This window comes from Burkholderia sp. 3C (assembly GCF_054589155.1).
Genome location: NZ_BAAILN010000092.1, coordinates 121,467 through 137,453, shown reverse-complemented (window position 1 = coordinate 137,453; position 15,987 = coordinate 121,467). Strand labels below are relative to the sequence as shown.

Annotated in this window: 20 protein-coding genes; 18 read left to right on the top strand and 2 right to left on the bottom strand. The window is 61.5% G+C overall.

Translation table 11 applies throughout. From position 1 onward, the window contains the following. Positions 1 to 286: 286 nt before the first annotated feature. The 3 genes from ACYP33_RS16880 (at position 287) to ACYP33_RS16870 (ending at position 5,018) form a co-directional block, all read left to right on the top strand. Positions 287 to 3,322: a LodA/GoxA family CTQ-dependent oxidase gene (locus tag ACYP33_RS16880; RefSeq protein ID WP_459622913.1), complete on the top strand. Its 3,036-nt coding sequence runs from the start codon at positions 287 to 289 to the stop codon at positions 3,320 to 3,322. Beyond that, positions 3,319 to 4,458, top strand: coding sequence for an NAD(P)/FAD-dependent oxidoreductase (locus ACYP33_RS16875; RefSeq protein WP_459622912.1), 1,140 nt, complete (start codon positions 3,319 to 3,321; stop codon positions 4,456 to 4,458). Before ACYP33_RS16880 ends, ACYP33_RS16875 begins: the two co-directional genes overlap by 4 nt. Before the next feature lie 143 nt (positions 4,459 to 4,601). After that, positions 4,602 to 5,018 (top strand): carboxymuconolactone decarboxylase family protein, encoded by a 417-nt coding sequence (locus tag ACYP33_RS16870; protein WP_459623173.1) that lies wholly within the window; start codon positions 4,602 to 4,604, stop codon positions 5,016 to 5,018. 76 nt (positions 5,019 to 5,094) lie between these two features. Here ACYP33_RS16870 and ACYP33_RS16865 read toward each other — a convergent pair whose 3' ends face one another. Then, positions 5,095 to 5,733 carry a LysE family translocator gene (locus ACYP33_RS16865; RefSeq protein ID WP_459622911.1) on the bottom strand — a complete coding sequence of 213 codons (639 nt, stop codon included), beginning with the start codon at positions 5,731 to 5,733 and terminating at the stop codon, positions 5,095 to 5,097. A gap of 381 nt (positions 5,734 to 6,114) precedes the next feature. Between ACYP33_RS16865 and ACYP33_RS16860 the strand changes: the two genes are divergently transcribed. Next, positions 6,115 to 6,975: a tyrosine-type recombinase/integrase gene (locus tag ACYP33_RS16860; protein ID WP_459622910.1), complete on the top strand. Its 861-nt coding sequence runs from the start codon at positions 6,115 to 6,117 to the stop codon at positions 6,973 to 6,975. A 228-nt stretch (positions 6,976 to 7,203) separates the two neighbouring features. Here ACYP33_RS16860 and ACYP33_RS16855 read toward each other — a convergent pair whose 3' ends face one another. Further along, the gene (locus tag ACYP33_RS16855; protein ID WP_459622909.1) at positions 7,204 to 7,707 is read right to left on the bottom strand and encodes a hypothetical protein; all 504 of its coding nucleotides are present in this window, start codon (positions 7,705 to 7,707) and stop codon (positions 7,204 to 7,206) included. A gap of 663 nt (positions 7,708 to 8,370) precedes the next feature. Between ACYP33_RS16855 and ACYP33_RS16850 the strand changes: the two genes are divergently transcribed. The 14 genes from ACYP33_RS16850 to ACYP33_RS16785 all read left to right on the top strand — a co-directional run bounded on the left by ACYP33_RS16850 (position 8,371) and on the right by ACYP33_RS16785 (position 15,934). Next, positions 8,371 to 9,060 (top strand): tyrosine-type recombinase/integrase, encoded by a 690-nt coding sequence (locus tag ACYP33_RS16850; RefSeq protein WP_459622908.1) that lies wholly within the window; start codon positions 8,371 to 8,373, stop codon positions 9,058 to 9,060. Positions 9,061 to 9,175: 115 nt separating this feature from the next. After that, positions 9,176 to 9,394, top strand: a complete 219-nt coding sequence (locus tag ACYP33_RS16845; protein WP_459622907.1) for a transcriptional regulator — start codon at positions 9,176 to 9,178, stop codon at positions 9,392 to 9,394. 164 nt (positions 9,395 to 9,558) lie between these two features. After that, positions 9,559 to 9,897 (top strand): hypothetical protein, encoded by a 339-nt coding sequence (locus ACYP33_RS16840; protein WP_459622906.1) that lies wholly within the window; start codon positions 9,559 to 9,561, stop codon positions 9,895 to 9,897. An 84-nt stretch (positions 9,898 to 9,981) separates the two neighbouring features. Then, entirely contained in the window at positions 9,982 to 10,239 is a 258-nt protein-coding gene (locus ACYP33_RS16835) for a hypothetical protein (protein WP_459622905.1), read from the top strand. Positions 10,240 to 10,359: 120 nt separating this feature from the next. After that, entirely contained in the window at positions 10,360 to 11,121 is a 762-nt protein-coding gene (locus ACYP33_RS16830) for a hypothetical protein (RefSeq protein ID WP_459622904.1), read from the top strand. A gap of 26 nt (positions 11,122 to 11,147) precedes the next feature. Next, a complete protein-coding gene (locus tag ACYP33_RS16825; protein WP_459622903.1) occupies positions 11,148 to 11,561 on the top strand; it encodes a hypothetical protein in 414 nt (137 codons plus the stop codon). Positions 11,562 to 11,740: 179 nt separating this feature from the next. After that, complete coding sequence (locus ACYP33_RS16820; RefSeq protein WP_459622902.1) at positions 11,741 to 11,935, top strand: hypothetical protein; 195 nt, start codon at positions 11,741 to 11,743, stop codon at positions 11,933 to 11,935. 40 nt (positions 11,936 to 11,975) lie between these two features. Next, positions 11,976 to 12,218 carry a hypothetical protein gene (locus ACYP33_RS16815; RefSeq protein WP_459622901.1) on the top strand — a complete coding sequence of 81 codons (243 nt, stop codon included), beginning with the start codon at positions 11,976 to 11,978 and terminating at the stop codon, positions 12,216 to 12,218. A gap of 64 nt (positions 12,219 to 12,282) precedes the next feature. Next, on the top strand, positions 12,283 to 12,516 hold the full coding sequence (locus ACYP33_RS16810; RefSeq protein ID WP_459622900.1) for a hypothetical protein: 234 nt from the start codon (positions 12,283 to 12,285) through the stop codon (positions 12,514 to 12,516). A 57-nt stretch (positions 12,517 to 12,573) separates the two neighbouring features. Beyond that, positions 12,574 to 13,290 (top strand): DUF5677 domain-containing protein, encoded by a 717-nt coding sequence (locus tag ACYP33_RS16805; RefSeq protein ID WP_459622899.1) that lies wholly within the window; start codon positions 12,574 to 12,576, stop codon positions 13,288 to 13,290. Between the two features lie 478 nt (positions 13,291 to 13,768). Continuing rightward, the gene (locus tag ACYP33_RS16800) at positions 13,769 to 13,990 is read left to right on the top strand and encodes a hypothetical protein (protein WP_459622898.1); all 222 of its coding nucleotides are present in this window, start codon (positions 13,769 to 13,771) and stop codon (positions 13,988 to 13,990) included. 34 nt (positions 13,991 to 14,024) lie between these two features. Beyond that, a complete protein-coding gene (locus ACYP33_RS16795; RefSeq protein WP_459622897.1) occupies positions 14,025 to 14,276 on the top strand; it encodes a hypothetical protein in 252 nt (83 codons plus the stop codon). 115 nt (positions 14,277 to 14,391) lie between these two features. Then, positions 14,392 to 15,261, top strand: a complete 870-nt coding sequence (locus ACYP33_RS16790) for a TIR domain-containing protein (RefSeq protein WP_459622896.1) — start codon at positions 14,392 to 14,394, stop codon at positions 15,259 to 15,261. A gap of 220 nt (positions 15,262 to 15,481) precedes the next feature. Beyond that, positions 15,482 to 15,934 carry a hypothetical protein gene (locus ACYP33_RS16785; protein ID WP_459622895.1) on the top strand — a complete coding sequence of 151 codons (453 nt, stop codon included), beginning with the start codon at positions 15,482 to 15,484 and terminating at the stop codon, positions 15,932 to 15,934. The last annotated feature ends 53 nt before the right edge of the window (positions 15,935 to 15,987 follow it).

Genomic DNA, 15,987 nt, shown 5'->3' with positions numbered 1-15,987 from the left:
GTTGGATCAGCCCGTTATTAACGGCATCGCGATCGTATTCTTCAATCGATTTTCGATAACAAAATCGGTGAAATTATTTTGTTATATCGATTAACGGGCAAACGTTTTTCTCATATTGAAGTTTCACGATTAATCGGTAAGCTTCGCTGCTGATCCTTCCTGCAGGCGGCTCCGGGGCGTGAGGGATTGACGGCGTCGAATCAATGATTTGAATAGGTTCCTTGCCTGCGCGTCGGGCAGCGAAGGCGCGCGGCATTCAACGCGATCGAGACATTCCGAGGAAAACATGGAAAAGAAGAACAACGCGCTTCACAACGCGATTCCCCCTTGCTTTACCGAAAAGGATCAAAGCACCGAGCGCCTGACCGAATTGTTCGTCGGTGTGGCGCAGGCGCGCCGCATCAAGAACGGCCAGACGCCGGCCGAACGGGCCGTGTTCCGCAAGCTGCATGGCGTCGCGCATGCGCGGCTCGAGATCGACAAGAAGATTCCCAAGCACCTGAAAGTCGGCGCGTTCGCGCAAGGCACCCTCAACGCGTGGGTGCGCTTTTCGAGCGACACGGTGCCCGCCTCGGCGGACCTGAAGACGACGCTCGGCATCGGCATCAAGCTGTTCGGCGTGCCGGGGCAGAATGCGCTCGGCGAGCGCGGCGACACGGCCGACTTCATCATGCAGAACCACCCGGTGTTCTTCGTCGACAACGCCGAGGAGATGGTGGCGTTCACCTACGCCGGCGTGGTGGCGAACGACTACCCAGGCTATCTGAAGGCACACCCCGAAACGCAGCGGATTCTCGACCAGATGGCCAAGGTGGAAGGCAGCGTGCTGACCGCCGACTACTGGGCGATCCTGCCGTTCGAGGCCGGCAAGGCCGGCAAGGGCGGCAAGGACGTGCAGTACGTGAAATACCGGCTCGAACCGGAAACCCGACCGGAAAACGTCCCGAACAACGAGGCGGATTACCTGGCGACCGATCTGGCCCGGCGCCTCGCCAGCCGCGAGTACCGCTTCCGCTTCATGGTGCAGGTGCGTACCCCGCAGCCGGCCGATCCGGCGAAACAGACGATGCCGCTCGATCGCGCCACGGTCGAATGGCCCGAATCGGAAAGCCCGTACGTGCAGGTCGGCACGCTGGTGCTGCCGCAGCAGGACGTGGGCGCGCGCGGCCAGGCCGAATACGGCCAGGGGCTCGCGTTCAACATCTGGCGCGTGCCCGAGGTACAGAAGCCGGTGGGTTCGCTGGCCGAGGCGCGCAAGGTGGTGTACGCGGCCAGCGCCCGTGCCCGTCACGAGGCGAACGGCCAGCCGCTGCAGGACCCGACCGAGCCGCGCGAGGCGGCGCCCGCACCGGCGCCGCTCGATACCTGCATCGTCAAGGCCGTGATCTACCCGTCGATCGGCGTGGCGCGCGTCGGCACCAGCGACGACTGGTTCATCGGGCCGGAAGTGCCGTATCCGCCGGCCGAAGCGGCCGGGTTCTATCGCGACGCGAAGCAGCGCCTGAAGCGGCAGGCGGCGCGTTTTCGCGTGTATGGCGTCAATGCCAAGGGCGAGATCGTCGAGGAACTGCACGCCGGCAACGCCGACATCGAATGGAAGGTGCAGCTCGCGAACACCAAGGCGGCTTGGTATGGCTTCCAGTTGGCGCTCGATATCCCCGAGGCCGCTTCCGCACCGCCCACCACGCTGCGCAACCCCGGCGTGCCGGACCGCGCCGCGCTCTCGATCACGCCCAAGGCGCGCAAGGTCGCCGGCAAGAAGGGCGCCGCGGTGCAACGTTTCGACGACGGCAAGTTCATGGACAAGCCGGTGTATCTCGGCGAGTTGCGCACCGACGACCAGGGCCGCCTGGTGGTGCTCGGCGGGCATGGCGTGTCGGCCTCGTACGACGGCAGCCGCGCGGTCACGTTCGGCAACAACGAGGGCTGGCACGACGACGTGTCCGACGGCCCGGTGACCGCCACCGTCACCTACAAGAAGCAGCCGCTGCTGGTCACGCCCGCGTGGGTAGTGGTGGCGCCGCCGAACTACGGGCCGCAGCGCAAGTCGGTACGCACCATGTGGGATCTGATGCGCGACCTGGCGATCAGGACCGCGATGCTGCCGATGCCGGCGCGGCCCAGCTTCACGCACGACATCCTGCCGATCTTCGAGCGCCTGAACGGCCTGCAGTGGGTCAACGCCGGGTTCGCGGCCGGCTTCGGCTGGAAGGGCATGGTGGATCTGACCAGCGAGGATGCGTTGGGCCGCCTGTCTAGCGCGAGCGGCGCGTTCGTCGAACTGCGCCGCACCATCGCGCTGCAGTTCCGCAACGTGGCGATCGACGGCGCGTCGCCGAAGCCGTGGCCCTGGCTCTACGGCGATGCGATGGCCGTGCCGGCCGCCAACACGCCGCGCCAGAATTCGACGCTGTCGGCCACCCAGCTCGCCATGCTGCAGGCCTGGGCGGAAGGCAATTTCATCGAGGATTACGATCCGAAGCACCGGCACCCGGCCAAGCTGGAGGATTATCCGCTCGCCCGGCGCGGTGACGTGCTGACCCAGGCCGCGCTCGATTTCTGTCTGGCCGACGCGTTCCATCCGGGCTGCGAAATGACCTGGCCGGTGCGCTACGCGAGCATGTATGTCGCGCCGTTCCGCTTCGCCCACGCGAAGGAGGGCTGGCAGGCCCCGAACCTCGGCGAGGTGCTGACCGGCGATGCGCTGACGCTGCCGAACGGCCCGATGGCCGGCCAGCAGGCGGGCGGCATCACGCGCTGGATGGCGGTGCCGTGGCAGACCGATACCGCGAGCTGCCGTTCCGGCTATGACAAGACCTACGATCCGTACGTCCCGTCGTTCTGGCCGGCGCGCGTGCCGAACCAGGTGCTGACCCGGGAGAACTACGACATCGTGATGGACGAGAAGCGCCCGCTCGGCGAGCGGCTCGCGGCCTTCGCCAATCGCGCCGCGTGGATCGATCCGCTCGGCTCGACCAGCTACACGCAGCAGATCAACAACATGATTGCCCACTTCGATCATCTGGGCGTGGTGGAGGTGCGCGAGGGGCCGTCGGATCGTGCGCACTTTCCCGCGCTCGTCGAGGTGGAGGATCAGCACGTGCCGATCAAGGACGTCAGCCTGACCGGCGCCCGGGCGAGCGACGATCCGAAGGCCGAGGGCAAGGGCAGGCTCAAGGCCGGGACGGCTGCTGTCGAGGCGAGCGCTCATGTGTCGGGTGCTGCGGCGCAGGTGGGGGCGGTGTCCTACGCGAGCGCCGATTCGGTCGATCTGATGACGATCGAGAAGGTGCGGCGCTTCCCGCACGGCCTGCTGCGTTGAGCGCTTCGCCGGTATTGACGGCGGATGTGGCGGTGATCGGCGCCGGGCCGGCCGGCGCGATCGCCGCGCTCAATCTCGCGCCGTTCCGGCGCGTGCTCGTGATCGACAAGGGCGGGGCCAGCGCGGCCCGCATTGGCGAAAACCTGCCGGCCGCCGCCGGCCGGCTGCTGCGGGACATGGGGCTGTACGACGCATTCGTCGCGCAGGGCCATGCGCCGAGCCGGTATCTGCGCAGCGCCTGGGGCGGCGCGCAGCTCGCCGATACCGATGCGATCCGCAATCTCGACGGCCCGGGCTGGCATCTCGATCGGCCACGCTTCGACGCATGGCTGCGCGAGGAGGCGAGCCGGCGCGGCGCGGCGATCGTCGCGGATACCGCGGTGCGCGGCATCGAGCGCAGCGGCGGCCCGGACGGCACCTGGCAACTGGATTTGCTGCGCGCCGGCCGGCCGGTCGCGGCCCGGGCGCGGCTCGTGATCGACGCGAGCGGGCGGCGCGCCGTGCTGGGCAGGCGGCTCGGCGGCGGGCGCGAGCCGCTGGATCGGCTTGTCTGCGGCTGGATCTTCGGGACGGATGCGGGCTCGAGCACCGGCAACGACGGCGACGCGAACGAGCTGCACGCGGAACCGGGCGGGTGGTGGTACACCGCGTCGCTGCCCGATCGCGGCCGCGTGCTGGCGTTCTATACCGATGCCGATCTGCCCGACGCGAGCAGCGCCCATTCTCGCGACGCGTTGCTGGCGCGCTTGGCCGCCATGCCCGAGCTGGCCGAGATGGTCGGCCGGCTCGATGCGTGCGGGTTTCGTCCCGATGGCGCATACGGCTTTTGCGCCGCGCACACCGCCACGCAGGCGGCCGTGGCGGGTGAGGCGTGGCTGGCGGTGGGCGATGCCGCGCTCGCGTTCGATCCGCTGTCGTCGCAGGGTTTGTTCAATGCGCTCTATACCGGGTTGGCCGGTGCGGACGCGGTCTATCGTCATGACGTCGAGGGCGTGCCGGCGGCACTCGACGCATATCGGCAGCATATCGACGGGATTCGCGATGCGTATCTGCGGAATTTGAGTGCGTGCTACCGGATGGAGACGCGTTGGGTGGATCGGCCGTTTTGGCGGAGGCGGGGGGAAGGGGGCGGGTGATGGGGCGCCGCGTCGCTCGAACCACGCGCGCGCCGCCCATGCCACGCGGCACCGTCTACCATGTCGGCTCTGCCGGCTGGCGCGCTCGTTTAGCGCCGCGCCAGCCGGACATCTCGACTGAAACCTCTTCGAAAGGCCAGGTAATGACCACCGTAACGCTGCTTGCCGACGACGAACTGTCGCCGGCCGCGAAAGCCGTCTTCGACGATATCCGCGCCACGCGCAATTCCGATTTCGTGAACAACTTCTGGCGTGCGCTGGCGCACGATCCCAAGACGCTCAAGCGCACCTGGGAAAGCATCAAGGAAGTCATGGCGCCGGGCGCGCTGGACCCGAAGACGAAGGAAATGCTGTATGTGGCGGTGTCGATCGCGCACGGCTGCGCGTATTGCATTCACTCGCACACGGCCGGCGCGCGGGCCAAGGGCATGACCGACGAGGAATATGCGGAAATGCTGGCGATCATCGGCATGGCGTCGGAGACGAATCGGCTGGTGACCGCGCTGGGCGTGCCGACCGACGAGGCGTTCATGGTGGCGACGCCGGGAACGGGGGCGTAACGGGGAGCGCCGTTCCGGGCGCGTCGCGAATCGCATGCATTGTGTGATGCGCCGGCCGAAGCCGGCGCGCCTGGCGTTACGCGGCCGGTTTGCCGCGCACCAGGATGTTGACGGCGAAGAGGCCCAGCACGGTGCCGGCGATCCAGCGCTGGGCGCGCATCGCCGAGAGGCGCTTGCCGAGAAAGCCGCTGACGCGTGCCGCTGCCAGCACGATCATGCCGTTGACGAACACCGAGATGGCGATCTGCACCACGCCGATCTGCACGAACTGCGTGAACGTCGAGCCGGCCGCCGGATTGATGAATTGCGGAATCAGCGCCGAGTACATCAGGGCGATTTTCGGGTTCAGCACGTTGGTGACGAAGCCCATCGTGAACAGGCGGCGCGGCGAGTGCGGCGCCAGTTCGCGTGCCTCGAACGGCGACACGCCCTTGGGCTTGAGCATGTTCCAGGCGAGATAGCCGAGATACAGTGCGCCGCCGATGCGCACCACGTCGTAGGCCAGCGGCACGGCCTTGAACAGTGCGGCCAGGCCGAGCCCCGACGCCACCAGATAGCAGACGAAGCCGAGCGCGACGCCGGCCAGCGAAATCATGCCGGCGAGCCGTCCCTGGGAAATCGAACGGGAAGCCAGATAGATCATGTTCGGCCCGGGCGTCAGGACCATGCCCAGGGAAATGACGGCGATGCCGATGAGGTTTTCGGTCGGAATCATGATCATGACTGCGTTCTCTCTTTGGTTTGTTGGATTCGATGTCGATCAGATGCTGCCGCCGAGGCTGGATGGGCGCGCGGGGCTTGGCACCCGAGCAATATCCATGAGGGGCGACGGCGGGTCAACTTCTGTGTGGGGTGATGGATTTTCGCAGCCTTCCTGAACCGCTACACCGACGCGTCCAACACGCTGCGCAGCTACCGCCGCGAACTCGAGCGCCTGCTGCTCTGGTGCGTGGTCGAGCGCGGGACCGCACTATCGTCGCTGATGGTCGAGGACTGCGAGGCCTACAAGGCGTTTCTCGCAAGCCCGTCGGCCGCCTTCTGTGGGCCGCGTGCTGCGCACGGCTCGCGCCGCTGGCGCCCGTTCAGCGACGCGCCAATGTCGCTCGACAGTCAGCGGTATGCGATCCGCACCATCCGAGCGGCGTTCGACTGGCTGGTGCGCATTCGCTACCTGGCCGGCAATCCCTGGGCGGCCGTGACCGATCCGCGTCCCGTCAAACGTGCGGCGCTGCTGCGTGTCGACCGTGCGCTGCCGCTCGACCTGTGGACGCGGGTTCGCGCAGAGATGGCCAACTGGAGCCAGAGTCCGTCACCCCAGGCTGCGCGATGGCGCGCAGCCTGGGCGCTGTTGCTCCTGATGGGCGACTCGGGCCCGCGCGTATCGGAAGCGGCAGCGGCGAGTCGCGAGCAGCTAGCTTGGTTACCCTGCGACGGCGAGGTGCCGGCGACCTGGTGGCTGCAGGTGATCGGCAAGGGAAGGAAAGAGCGGTTCGTCGCGGTATCGGACGTGTGCGTGGCCGCGCTGCGCGCGCATTGGGCCGACCGCGGCCGCCAGTTCGACAGTGACCAGGCGGCCGGTGCCTTGCTCGCTCCGCTGGTGATACCGAGAACACTGCGGGCACAAACGAAGTTTCAGTCGGGTGAGGGCGGCGCCGACGCGGCAGGCTACTCGGTGCGCGGCGCAGCGACCCTGGTAGCGTGGGTGCTCAAGCGCCTGCAGGTGACGATGGGCGATCTGAGCGAGCCGGAGCGCCGCCAGTTGGCGCGCACGAGCCCGCATAGTCTGCGGCACACGTTCGGCACGCAGTCGGTGGCCAGCGGCATGACGCTCGACGTTGTCCAGCAACTGCTCGGCCATGCGTCGCTGCAAACCACGTCCGTCTACGTCACGGCCGAGCAGCGCCGGCAGCGCATCGAGGCGGCGAAGTTCCACGCCGGACTCGCGCGCGAGCGGTAGAGGGGCGCCATCGCTAACGCATCGGCCTATCCTGCGATCAGCCTATGGATACCTACTTCCTCTCGAGTCAAAGCGCCGTGGCCATGATTCTCAATCGGCTGCGGTCACACGCGGACGGCGAGAGTGCTCCTGCCGTATCGCCCGGCCATCTTGCCGAGCTGGAGCAGTTGCTGCGCGACGTGCGCCTAGGCCGACAGGGCGAATTCGTTCTGCCCAGTGGTCCGAGAATTAGAGTTTCGGTATGTGCTTCCCGCGCCTGCGGGCTGCTTCGTCGAGCAATGCCTGGTCGGTCACGGGAGCACTTCCGAAATACGGCAGGCTCGACAACCAGCTCGGCTGTTTCACCGATTCATGATGGACGGTTTTCCCCCCAACCTGTATCGCTTCCATGTAACCCGGGCCATGGTGTGTGCTAACGACAGGTACCGTGCTCGCGCTGGTCTGTCGCGTATCGACGACGGAGGGCGAAGGATACAGAACAAAATCCGTCATTTTCCCGTTGTGCATGCGCTTGTCGACCAGCGAGAACTCTGTCGTGCTCGCGGGCAGGCTTTCCGCCATCGTGTTGATCTTGTGAAAGGCGTTCGGATTGCTCTGCTGTGCGATTTTAGTGCGTTTCTGGTGGATTTGAAGGGCATGGCTCTTCAGATCCGCATAGAGCGGTGCTGCGTGTTTTTCACCATAGAGGAGTTTGCCAAAGGTGCTCGCTGATTTTTTAGCTACATAACTCATCGATTTCTCCATCGAGTCTAGCGATTCATCGGGAAGTCGCGGCGTCGTCGTTTCTAACCATCCGACGTTGGCATCTGCAATCAACTTTCATGCCAGCGCTCCCGAGAATCAGTCGAAAGCCGCTCCACGCGTCACGTTGCGAGAGATCGCGTTTCACCGACCGCACGCTGCCACAGGGTGGCGAATCACCCCGTACGCAGCCTCATCGATCGTCTGCAACCGCCCGCGCGGCGCGATGTGTGGCGCGGTGAAGCGCCCGTCCGCCCGAGCGGGTCAATACTCGCCCGCTGGGTGGCACGCGACCCACGCCACCGAAGCCGTCGCAGTCCGGCCACGATGCGCGATATGCAATCGCTGCTCGGCCACACAAGTCTGGCAACCAGTACCCACGAAGCGAAGGGCGACGCCGCGCGCCAGTACCAGACCGTCGACGCGCTCCTCTATATCGGGCTCACGCGCGCGGGTGTTGCGCTTGCTAGGCGTCGGGCGGCCTCACTACCGCCTTGTTTGGACCGTGAGATACATGGCACGCCTGCGCTGACCGTGATTGGTGGCTTTTTCCGAGGAGGCGAGGCTTTACGCGGATTACACTGAAAAGGAGCGCCCGGCGTTTTCTCTCTCGTAACGAAGCTTAAAAACGTGCGTATTACGAGATCCGAAAACATGGAACCCAAGCGAGCCAAAGTCCTCACCCCCGCAAAATTCCGCCACCTTCTGCGTGTCACCGAAGCGACGAGTCGCTTTCCTGAGCGCGATGCACTGATCCTCCTTCTAGGCATCACGTGCGGTATGCGCGTGACAGAAATCGCGAGGCTCGAAGTCCATCATGTCATCGCCAGGTCTGGCAGCCGCCGAGAGGAAGTTGCGCTTCCGGGCAGCATCACCAAGGGGTGTCGGGCACGTTGCGTATTTCTCGCGCATCCGCGCGCCGTGGAGACATTCGACCGTTATGTCGAATGGCGATATTGCCGTGGTGACGGCGTCTCCTTGGATCGGAGCGAGTTTCGCGGTCTGATGCCACGAACGCGCCTAATCCTGACGCAGAAGGGCGGCCCATTCGAGCTGAGTCTGAAACGGCGTATCAACTCGGACGGCGAGCCAACGGAGTATTGGGCCGCCGATAGCCTGCAAAGCTACATAACAGGCCTCTACCGCGCCGCTGGCCTCGGGGCAGGCTATAGCAGCCACACCGGCCGCAGGACGTTTGCGACTCGTCTTGTGGCGAACGGACAATCCCTTGAAACGGTCCAGATTCTGTTGGGACACGCGCATTTGGACCACGTGTCGCCGTACATCGATGTCTCGGATAGAGAGATGCTTGAATCTGTTGCTAGGATTGAGCTTGGCCTGTAACGCGACGTTCGCAATGAGGCCCAAGCTTTTCCACGAGATGCCGATATCCAGATCACGCTCGATTTTTTTCATACACTGAGCTAATATACTCCGTGAGTATATTTTGGAGGTGAATGTGAAGAAGGGCGTGCCACAATCTCAGCAGGATTTTTTGCGTCAGGCAATGACCACGCTCGACATGACACGAGAGCAATTTGCAGACCGGATCGGCGCGAAGAAAAGAGCTCTGGATAACTGGCTTCTGGCGTCTGACTCAAGCGAGTTTCGGACGATGCCAGAGATGGTCTGGAAGTTCGTGCGTGAGATCCTAGAGCATCGATCGAAAAGCGCCTGACAGTACTCATTGAGTATATATACTCAGTGCGGCTCGAACAGCCGTCCAGTCGCTGTGGACTAAGGAAAAGCCAGCACTGCTGGCACCAAGGAAATCGCCGGCGTGGCCGGCACCAAGGAAAACGCTGGTGCCGCTGGCATTGAAAGAAAATAGGGTCTTAAATAATGCATAAATATTTGGATTTCGAGGCGGCGTCGCGCGACCTGGCCGTTGGTGGTGAGTTCGATAACTTGCCGCGGTTTGATCAAGGAAAGGTCGTTTCTACGCTGATGACTCGACTGTTCGATCAACTAGACGAGCACGCGCGGCGCGCGACTGTTCACGAGTGGGAATACTTCTGCCACGCGACGACGCTCCTGATGCAGAACGAGCCGAAAGAAGCGTTGGACCGAGCGCGGGTGGCATGCGAACCGCAAGAGAATGAATATCTCGGTGGCGGCCAGACCAACCAGTTGCGACAAGCGCTGCATTGCGCTATAGACGTGCGCGGCAACTTAGGGTGACGTTGGCGAACACCAAGGAAAACATGCGAAATACCCGACAGGTATAAATGGTAGTTGATACGTGAACGCGAGGAGTTGCACACAATGAGCAATGTCAAACGGTTCCCCGGATCGGCTGAAAGGAGGCGGCGCCGAAATTTGATCGCCGGCAAGGTTGAATGCCAAGTTTCGTCGCGATGGTTGCAATTCCCGGAGCAGGCAACGCTCGTCGGCGGAGCATCTTTTATGGCCGTTGACGTCATGACGCTCGACAGTAACGAGAAGCCACGTAAGCTATGCGAGCTGATTCTCACGAAAGAAGATCTAGCCGCGATGCTGTTACGCGTCACTACTACCGACTAGATGTCGTCAAGTAACGGAAAACCCCGGCCGCCGGCACTATAGAGCGAATCAATTATGTGTGAAGATGTTCCGGCGCAAGCAGGCAACACTTGCTACCGCTGCGATGAGCCCGCTGTTGGAATGGAACATTTCCCTCCGGAATCATTTTTCCCTAAAGGCCATCGGTCGGGGTTGATCGTGGTTCCATCGTGCGCAGAGCATAACCAAGCAAAATCGACCGACGACGAATACATCCGCACATTGCTCCTGGTAGACGTTCGAGCAGACGGCGTCAAGCATCTCGAGGGTTTGCGCGAGATATCACGACGCGCTGTTGCCCGTTCGCTCGAGCGTTCTCTAGCCAAGCTGGAAGAGGAAGATTCGGACGGCGTGAGGGCTGCGGAGATACACCACCGACTAGATGGACTTGGTGAGATTACCGCGATGAAAGAGTTGGACGCACTCGTGAAAGACGGGCGCCTGCGCTCCTCGCTTCATGCACTCGCAACGAAGAGCCCGGTGTCCGTGCGCTTTACTTCCCCTTCCGGCCAGGAGAAGGACGCCGTGTCCGTCGAAATCGATGTGGCTAGAATTGTCAATTACTTCTCCATGGGCGCCCGCGCGCTCTATTACTGGATATTCAAGACGCAGCACATTGGTAAGATGATACTTACGCCGCATTTCTTGATGCCAACGAAGCATCCGGATGAAGCGGAGCAGTTGGAGTATCTTGAGTCATTGTTTGACCGAGGTCAGTCGCTCGGCAATCAGAAAGAGTACTTCTACTATCGCATAATCAATGGAGTCGTCCCGCTGGACCAGGTGAACGTTGAGGTTACAGTGTTGAATTTTTGCCTGTATGACACTTATAAGGTGACGGCGACCTTCCTCGCTGGAGCCTAAGAAAACGTTGAAGAGGAAGACCAGACATGGCAGATGACGTGATGCAGGATGTGTACCACCGGGTGCATTTTTATGAGAAAAACGGACGCCGGTTCACCGTTCGTATCCAGTCCGACAGGCACGGGTATTCGGGGCGCCTGCTTGAGAGCCTAAGTGACGAGGACGTCGTACCCGCGAGCCTGAATTTCCCGCCGCAGTTGGAGATCGATCCGACGTCGTTCTACAAGGACCGCCGTGGTCTGCGTGCCGAACTGGTCAGGCTCATCAATGAGGAACTCGACGCGCAGCGTGTGAGCCGCCTGGATGCGGAGGGAGCGCGGAACGCGCAGGACCCCTTCATCCGGGCCAATCTGGAAGGGTGGCCCAACGGGTATCCCGGAGTCGTGGAAGACGATCTCGGCGACTGGATTGATGTCACACCGCACTGGCACGCCAGCTAGACGCGCGCATCGCTGAGAAGCCACAGGCCGCAGACGCGGCCTGTATTCAAATGCGATCCCGGCTATGAAACACGTTGCCGGTCAGTCGAGCTACCGCCGATAGGAAAACGCCGGGCCGCCGGCGCCAAGGAAAACGCCGGCGTGGCCGGCACAACGGAAAAGACGAGGGAGCCGGGACGATGGAGAAATATCGAAACCGCCGTGAACTGCATCGGCAGGGCGGCAAATTTTCTAAGGCTCCGACGCTGGCGCAGCAGGGTTATGCGATCAACACGCAGCGTCGCAAGTGCGAGCATTGTGGCAACGAATGGACCCCCATCATCGCCACTGGCAAATGCCCCTCATGTGGAACGGCTTTGGCAGCGACTGAATAACTATCGGAAAAGCCGGCCTGGCCGGCACCAAGGAAAATCCATGAAGCTCACTCGAATTAACGTCTGCACGCTCGTACTGGCCGTCGTCCTCGCTGTATTCATCGCGCCTGTTTATAAAGACCTTGTTGCGCTGATTCCTGGAACAGTGTCGGGAATCTGCAGGTGGCTGTTTATCGCGTTTGTCTCCGCCGCGGCAGGTACTTCCGCAGTGTATGGCGCGCGGCCCATTTCGCGCTGGATTTTTGCGCACGCGGCGACGGGTCGACAGATCTCGTCGCGTTGAATGTGAACATGCTGCCTTCGCGCCGCATAGGAAAACGCCGGCCATACCGCACAAGGACACGAGAGTGAAGAAGCCCATCAACGACGAAACGCGAGCCGCGTTGAACGCCGAAATCGCGAAGGACATTCCCGCGTTTATGGACAAGTTGTTCGGGCGAGGGAATTGGAAGTACGACGAAGCAGAGTCACTCTACGTCGCTCGCGATCCGTCGTACAGCGGACCAGGATTTGGTTTTGTCGCAGTCCGACCGGACGGCAGCTATTTCACGGGTGTTCGTCCCGACGACGTCCTCCAATGACCACGGAAAGCGAGGAAGGATCATGGATTGTATGACCGAAAGGAAAACGGAGAGCGAATGATCGAGACGGAAGGATTCCTATCGCCTGAACTGGACGGTTATATCGCAACCATTCGGGAGGACTTTGCCGAGGAGATCCGGCAATGTCGACAGATCTCAGGGGAGGCGACGAGCCAACTATTCAGGTCGGGCGTCGACGCTAGGTCGTTACCGCAATTGATGGCGGCCTCGTTCTGGGCACGATGTCTTACCTCGTGCCAGGCAGCGATCGTGCTCGGCGAGCGAGGGCTTAATGTCGAGGCGCTCGCTCTACTACGCACAGCCTATGAACATCTGTTTTTTTGTGCGGCGATTGCCAACAACCCCGCCTGCCTCGCGCGAATCGAGGGACAAGATCGCACGGAACGAATCAAACAGGCGGAGAAGCTTCAGAAGAACGAATCTATACGTCAAGCGCTTTCGGAAGAAGATTGTGCCTTGTTGGATGATTTCATCCGGGCTACGCCGAAAACGAATAAGCAGTTTTCAGCGTTTGAAGCGGCGAGGCTCGGAGGTATGGAAGAGCTTTATGAGGCGGCTTACCGCACGTTGTCTCTTGTTGGCACGCACTCGTCGTACACGACGGGCGGCCACGCATTTGGCCGGTCACTAGCCGACATGCGATTCGGACCGTCCGAAGAGAATTTGGAAATGCTTTTTGGGCTCACCCGTGACTGCATCAAACAGGGAATGCAGACGATGGCACCTCTTCTGAGGTGTCGTCCACAGGGCTAAACGTTCATCATGGATACGGTTTCTACAAAATCGCGAAGCGCAAAACGGAAAAGTAAAAATGGCACTAATTCGGACGCAGCCGGGCGGTTACGAGTCGCTCGCGATGGCTATTACCGATGGTCTTGCTGCAGCGCGACGCGCACGGCCCGTCAAACATGTGCGTCCAGCGGCCGATCCAAAGCGGAACTGTCATGATGCTGTCGACATGTGGACGGTGGCGCACACGGGTGCCCACGCAGTGCGAGGATGGCTCGCGATAGAGTTCGAGGGTAGCCCTCTGCGGTTGGTCGCTCATTCGGTTGTGCGCGATATCGACGGCACTCTAATCGATCCGTCTTTCGCGCATGGTGAGCCGGCATACCCATTTGTGCCGCATCCACGCGGGATTGACGGATTTTTCTCGCTGCTCTGCAGACCAAACGCTCCTTACGAGCTGCTGGTAGTCGCGGTCGCTGGCGATGCATAGGAAAACGATGAGATGAAGAATTTGAATTTTTTGGGGTTCTTAGCGGTCGCACTCGCGGTGGCTGCCGGCGCGAGCGCAATCACATGGCACATGGCAGATAGCACCGGGACGAAGCACCGCCTGGAAGACTTCAAGAATGGTGTCTGGGTTGGCTGCACAGGGGCGCCCGGACCGGTTGATTTTGTTCTACGAGACAAGGTTTGCCGAGAGATGGCAAGCAACGCTCACAACTGATCTGAGAACGGCCTAGCCGGCACCAAGGAAATCCATGAAGCTCACTCGAATCAACGTCTGCACGCTCGTTCTGGCCGTAGTGCTCGCTGTATTCACCACGCCTGTCTATAAAGACCTTGTCGCGCAGATTCCTGGAGCCGTGTTGAGCATGTCCAGGTGGCTGTTAACCGCGTTTGTCTTCGCGGCTGCAGGTGCTTCTGCACTGTATGGTGCGCGGCGTCTTGCACGGTGGATATTTGCACATACGAAGGTCGAGGACATCCGGAGACATCATGCGGCCGAATGAATACTACAATCTAATCGTGTCCGGAAGGGACGGCCAGTGGGAACGAGGCGAGGGAACGATGCCAATGGAGCGTTTCCACTATCGATCGGCCCGGACAATTGCTGAGCGATTCCCGATGAGCGACGCAGTCGAAATGAGTCTCAAGCTCTTTCCGACGTTGTTTGCTTGCGAGGGCCGAGCGGACTCTGCGACTCCTGCGATTATTGGTCGGATCACGAAGATCGAACATCGCAGCGACTCCTACTACCTCCACTTCGACCGGGATCCCCGGGTGCCCCCGATCCCGCAGAGAACCTTGATAGATCTCGCCGATGCTCTGGATATCAGTACTCGTGGATTCGGGGACCTAGGTTGCACCCATTGGTCAGTTAAGCAGGTAGACCTTTATAGCGTACTTGAGCGCAACCGCCTGATTGAGGGCGCTATGAACGGGGATATCCACGATGCTGGATTGCTGAGCAGGGCGCGTCGTGCCGCGCCTAGGAGTGCCTATCTCAACCAGCTCGACGCGGGCTTGAAGGAGGCGCGTCGCCCCACGGGCGAGCGCGTGTTCATAGTCCATGGTCACGATGAAGCCGCGAAATATGCAGTTCAATTGCTGCTTGGCCGGTTGGGGCTCGAGGGCGTGATTCTCGACGAGCAAGCAGGGCAAGGCTCAACGATCATCGAGAAATTCGAGCGGGAGGCGAGCACTGCCTCGTTCGCCATCGTGTTGCTCACGCCCGATGACAAGGGGGGAACGGCTGCCGCTACTTTCGATCAACTCAAGCAGCGGGCACGGCAGAATGTGATCCTCGAGCTCGGTTACTTCGCGGCGAGACTCGGCAGGGGGCGCGTATGCGCATTGCGACGTGGCGACGTCGAGATCCCATCTGATTTTAGCGGTGTGCAGTATGTGCCCTACGATGATGGTGGTTCCTGGAAAGTCACGGTCGCGAAGGAAATGCGTGCAGCCGGACTGCAGATCGACCTGAATAGCCTTTGAAGGTTCGATAACTCCCGACATACGTCGCTTGGATCAATCGGCAACGGCCGACGCCCCAATGAGCTCTCCGCTGTCGATAATGCGGCCCGGCTATCCCGCGGTCATTGCCGAGGAGCGTGGTTGGATATTCGAATCGCCGTGTTCAGATACAAAGTCGGATATACGTGCCGTTTCGGTACCCGGTGGATGAAATTGATTCCTGAAAGAGGGAGAATGCACGATGGAGATTAATTTTGGCAGGTACACGGGAAAGTCGTCTGAGGTAGTTGTACTGAAGCATGGCGCATACGCGAAATGGGTTCTTGAGCAAACGAACGCAGGTTCTGGATTAGGCCATTTGCAAGCGGATTTGGAGAGGTTAATTGTCAAGTTTGACGCGAAGCCGCTCTCCAAGGTGTGCCATCACTGCACGAGTCGCGCGACCCTGGTGACTGGCTATTGGAACAATGACTCCGTGCTTTACCCATGGTGCAACAAATGCGATCCATATCTCGCAGGCGCGCACGAAGGAAAGCTGGTGAAATTGAGGACCTACCGCGATGCGCTACGTCATGTCGAACTTGCTTGTGGTGGCACACAAGCAGGGTATGACAGAGTCGTTCGCGCCTTTGCGGAGGCTAAGGGGCTGCCCGCACGGGTTGGGGAGGCAGCGGCAAAAGCATTCTTCTCGTAGAGGACGGGAACCTTGATGACTCGAGCACCGAAGAGGAGGGTCGGGACCAACCG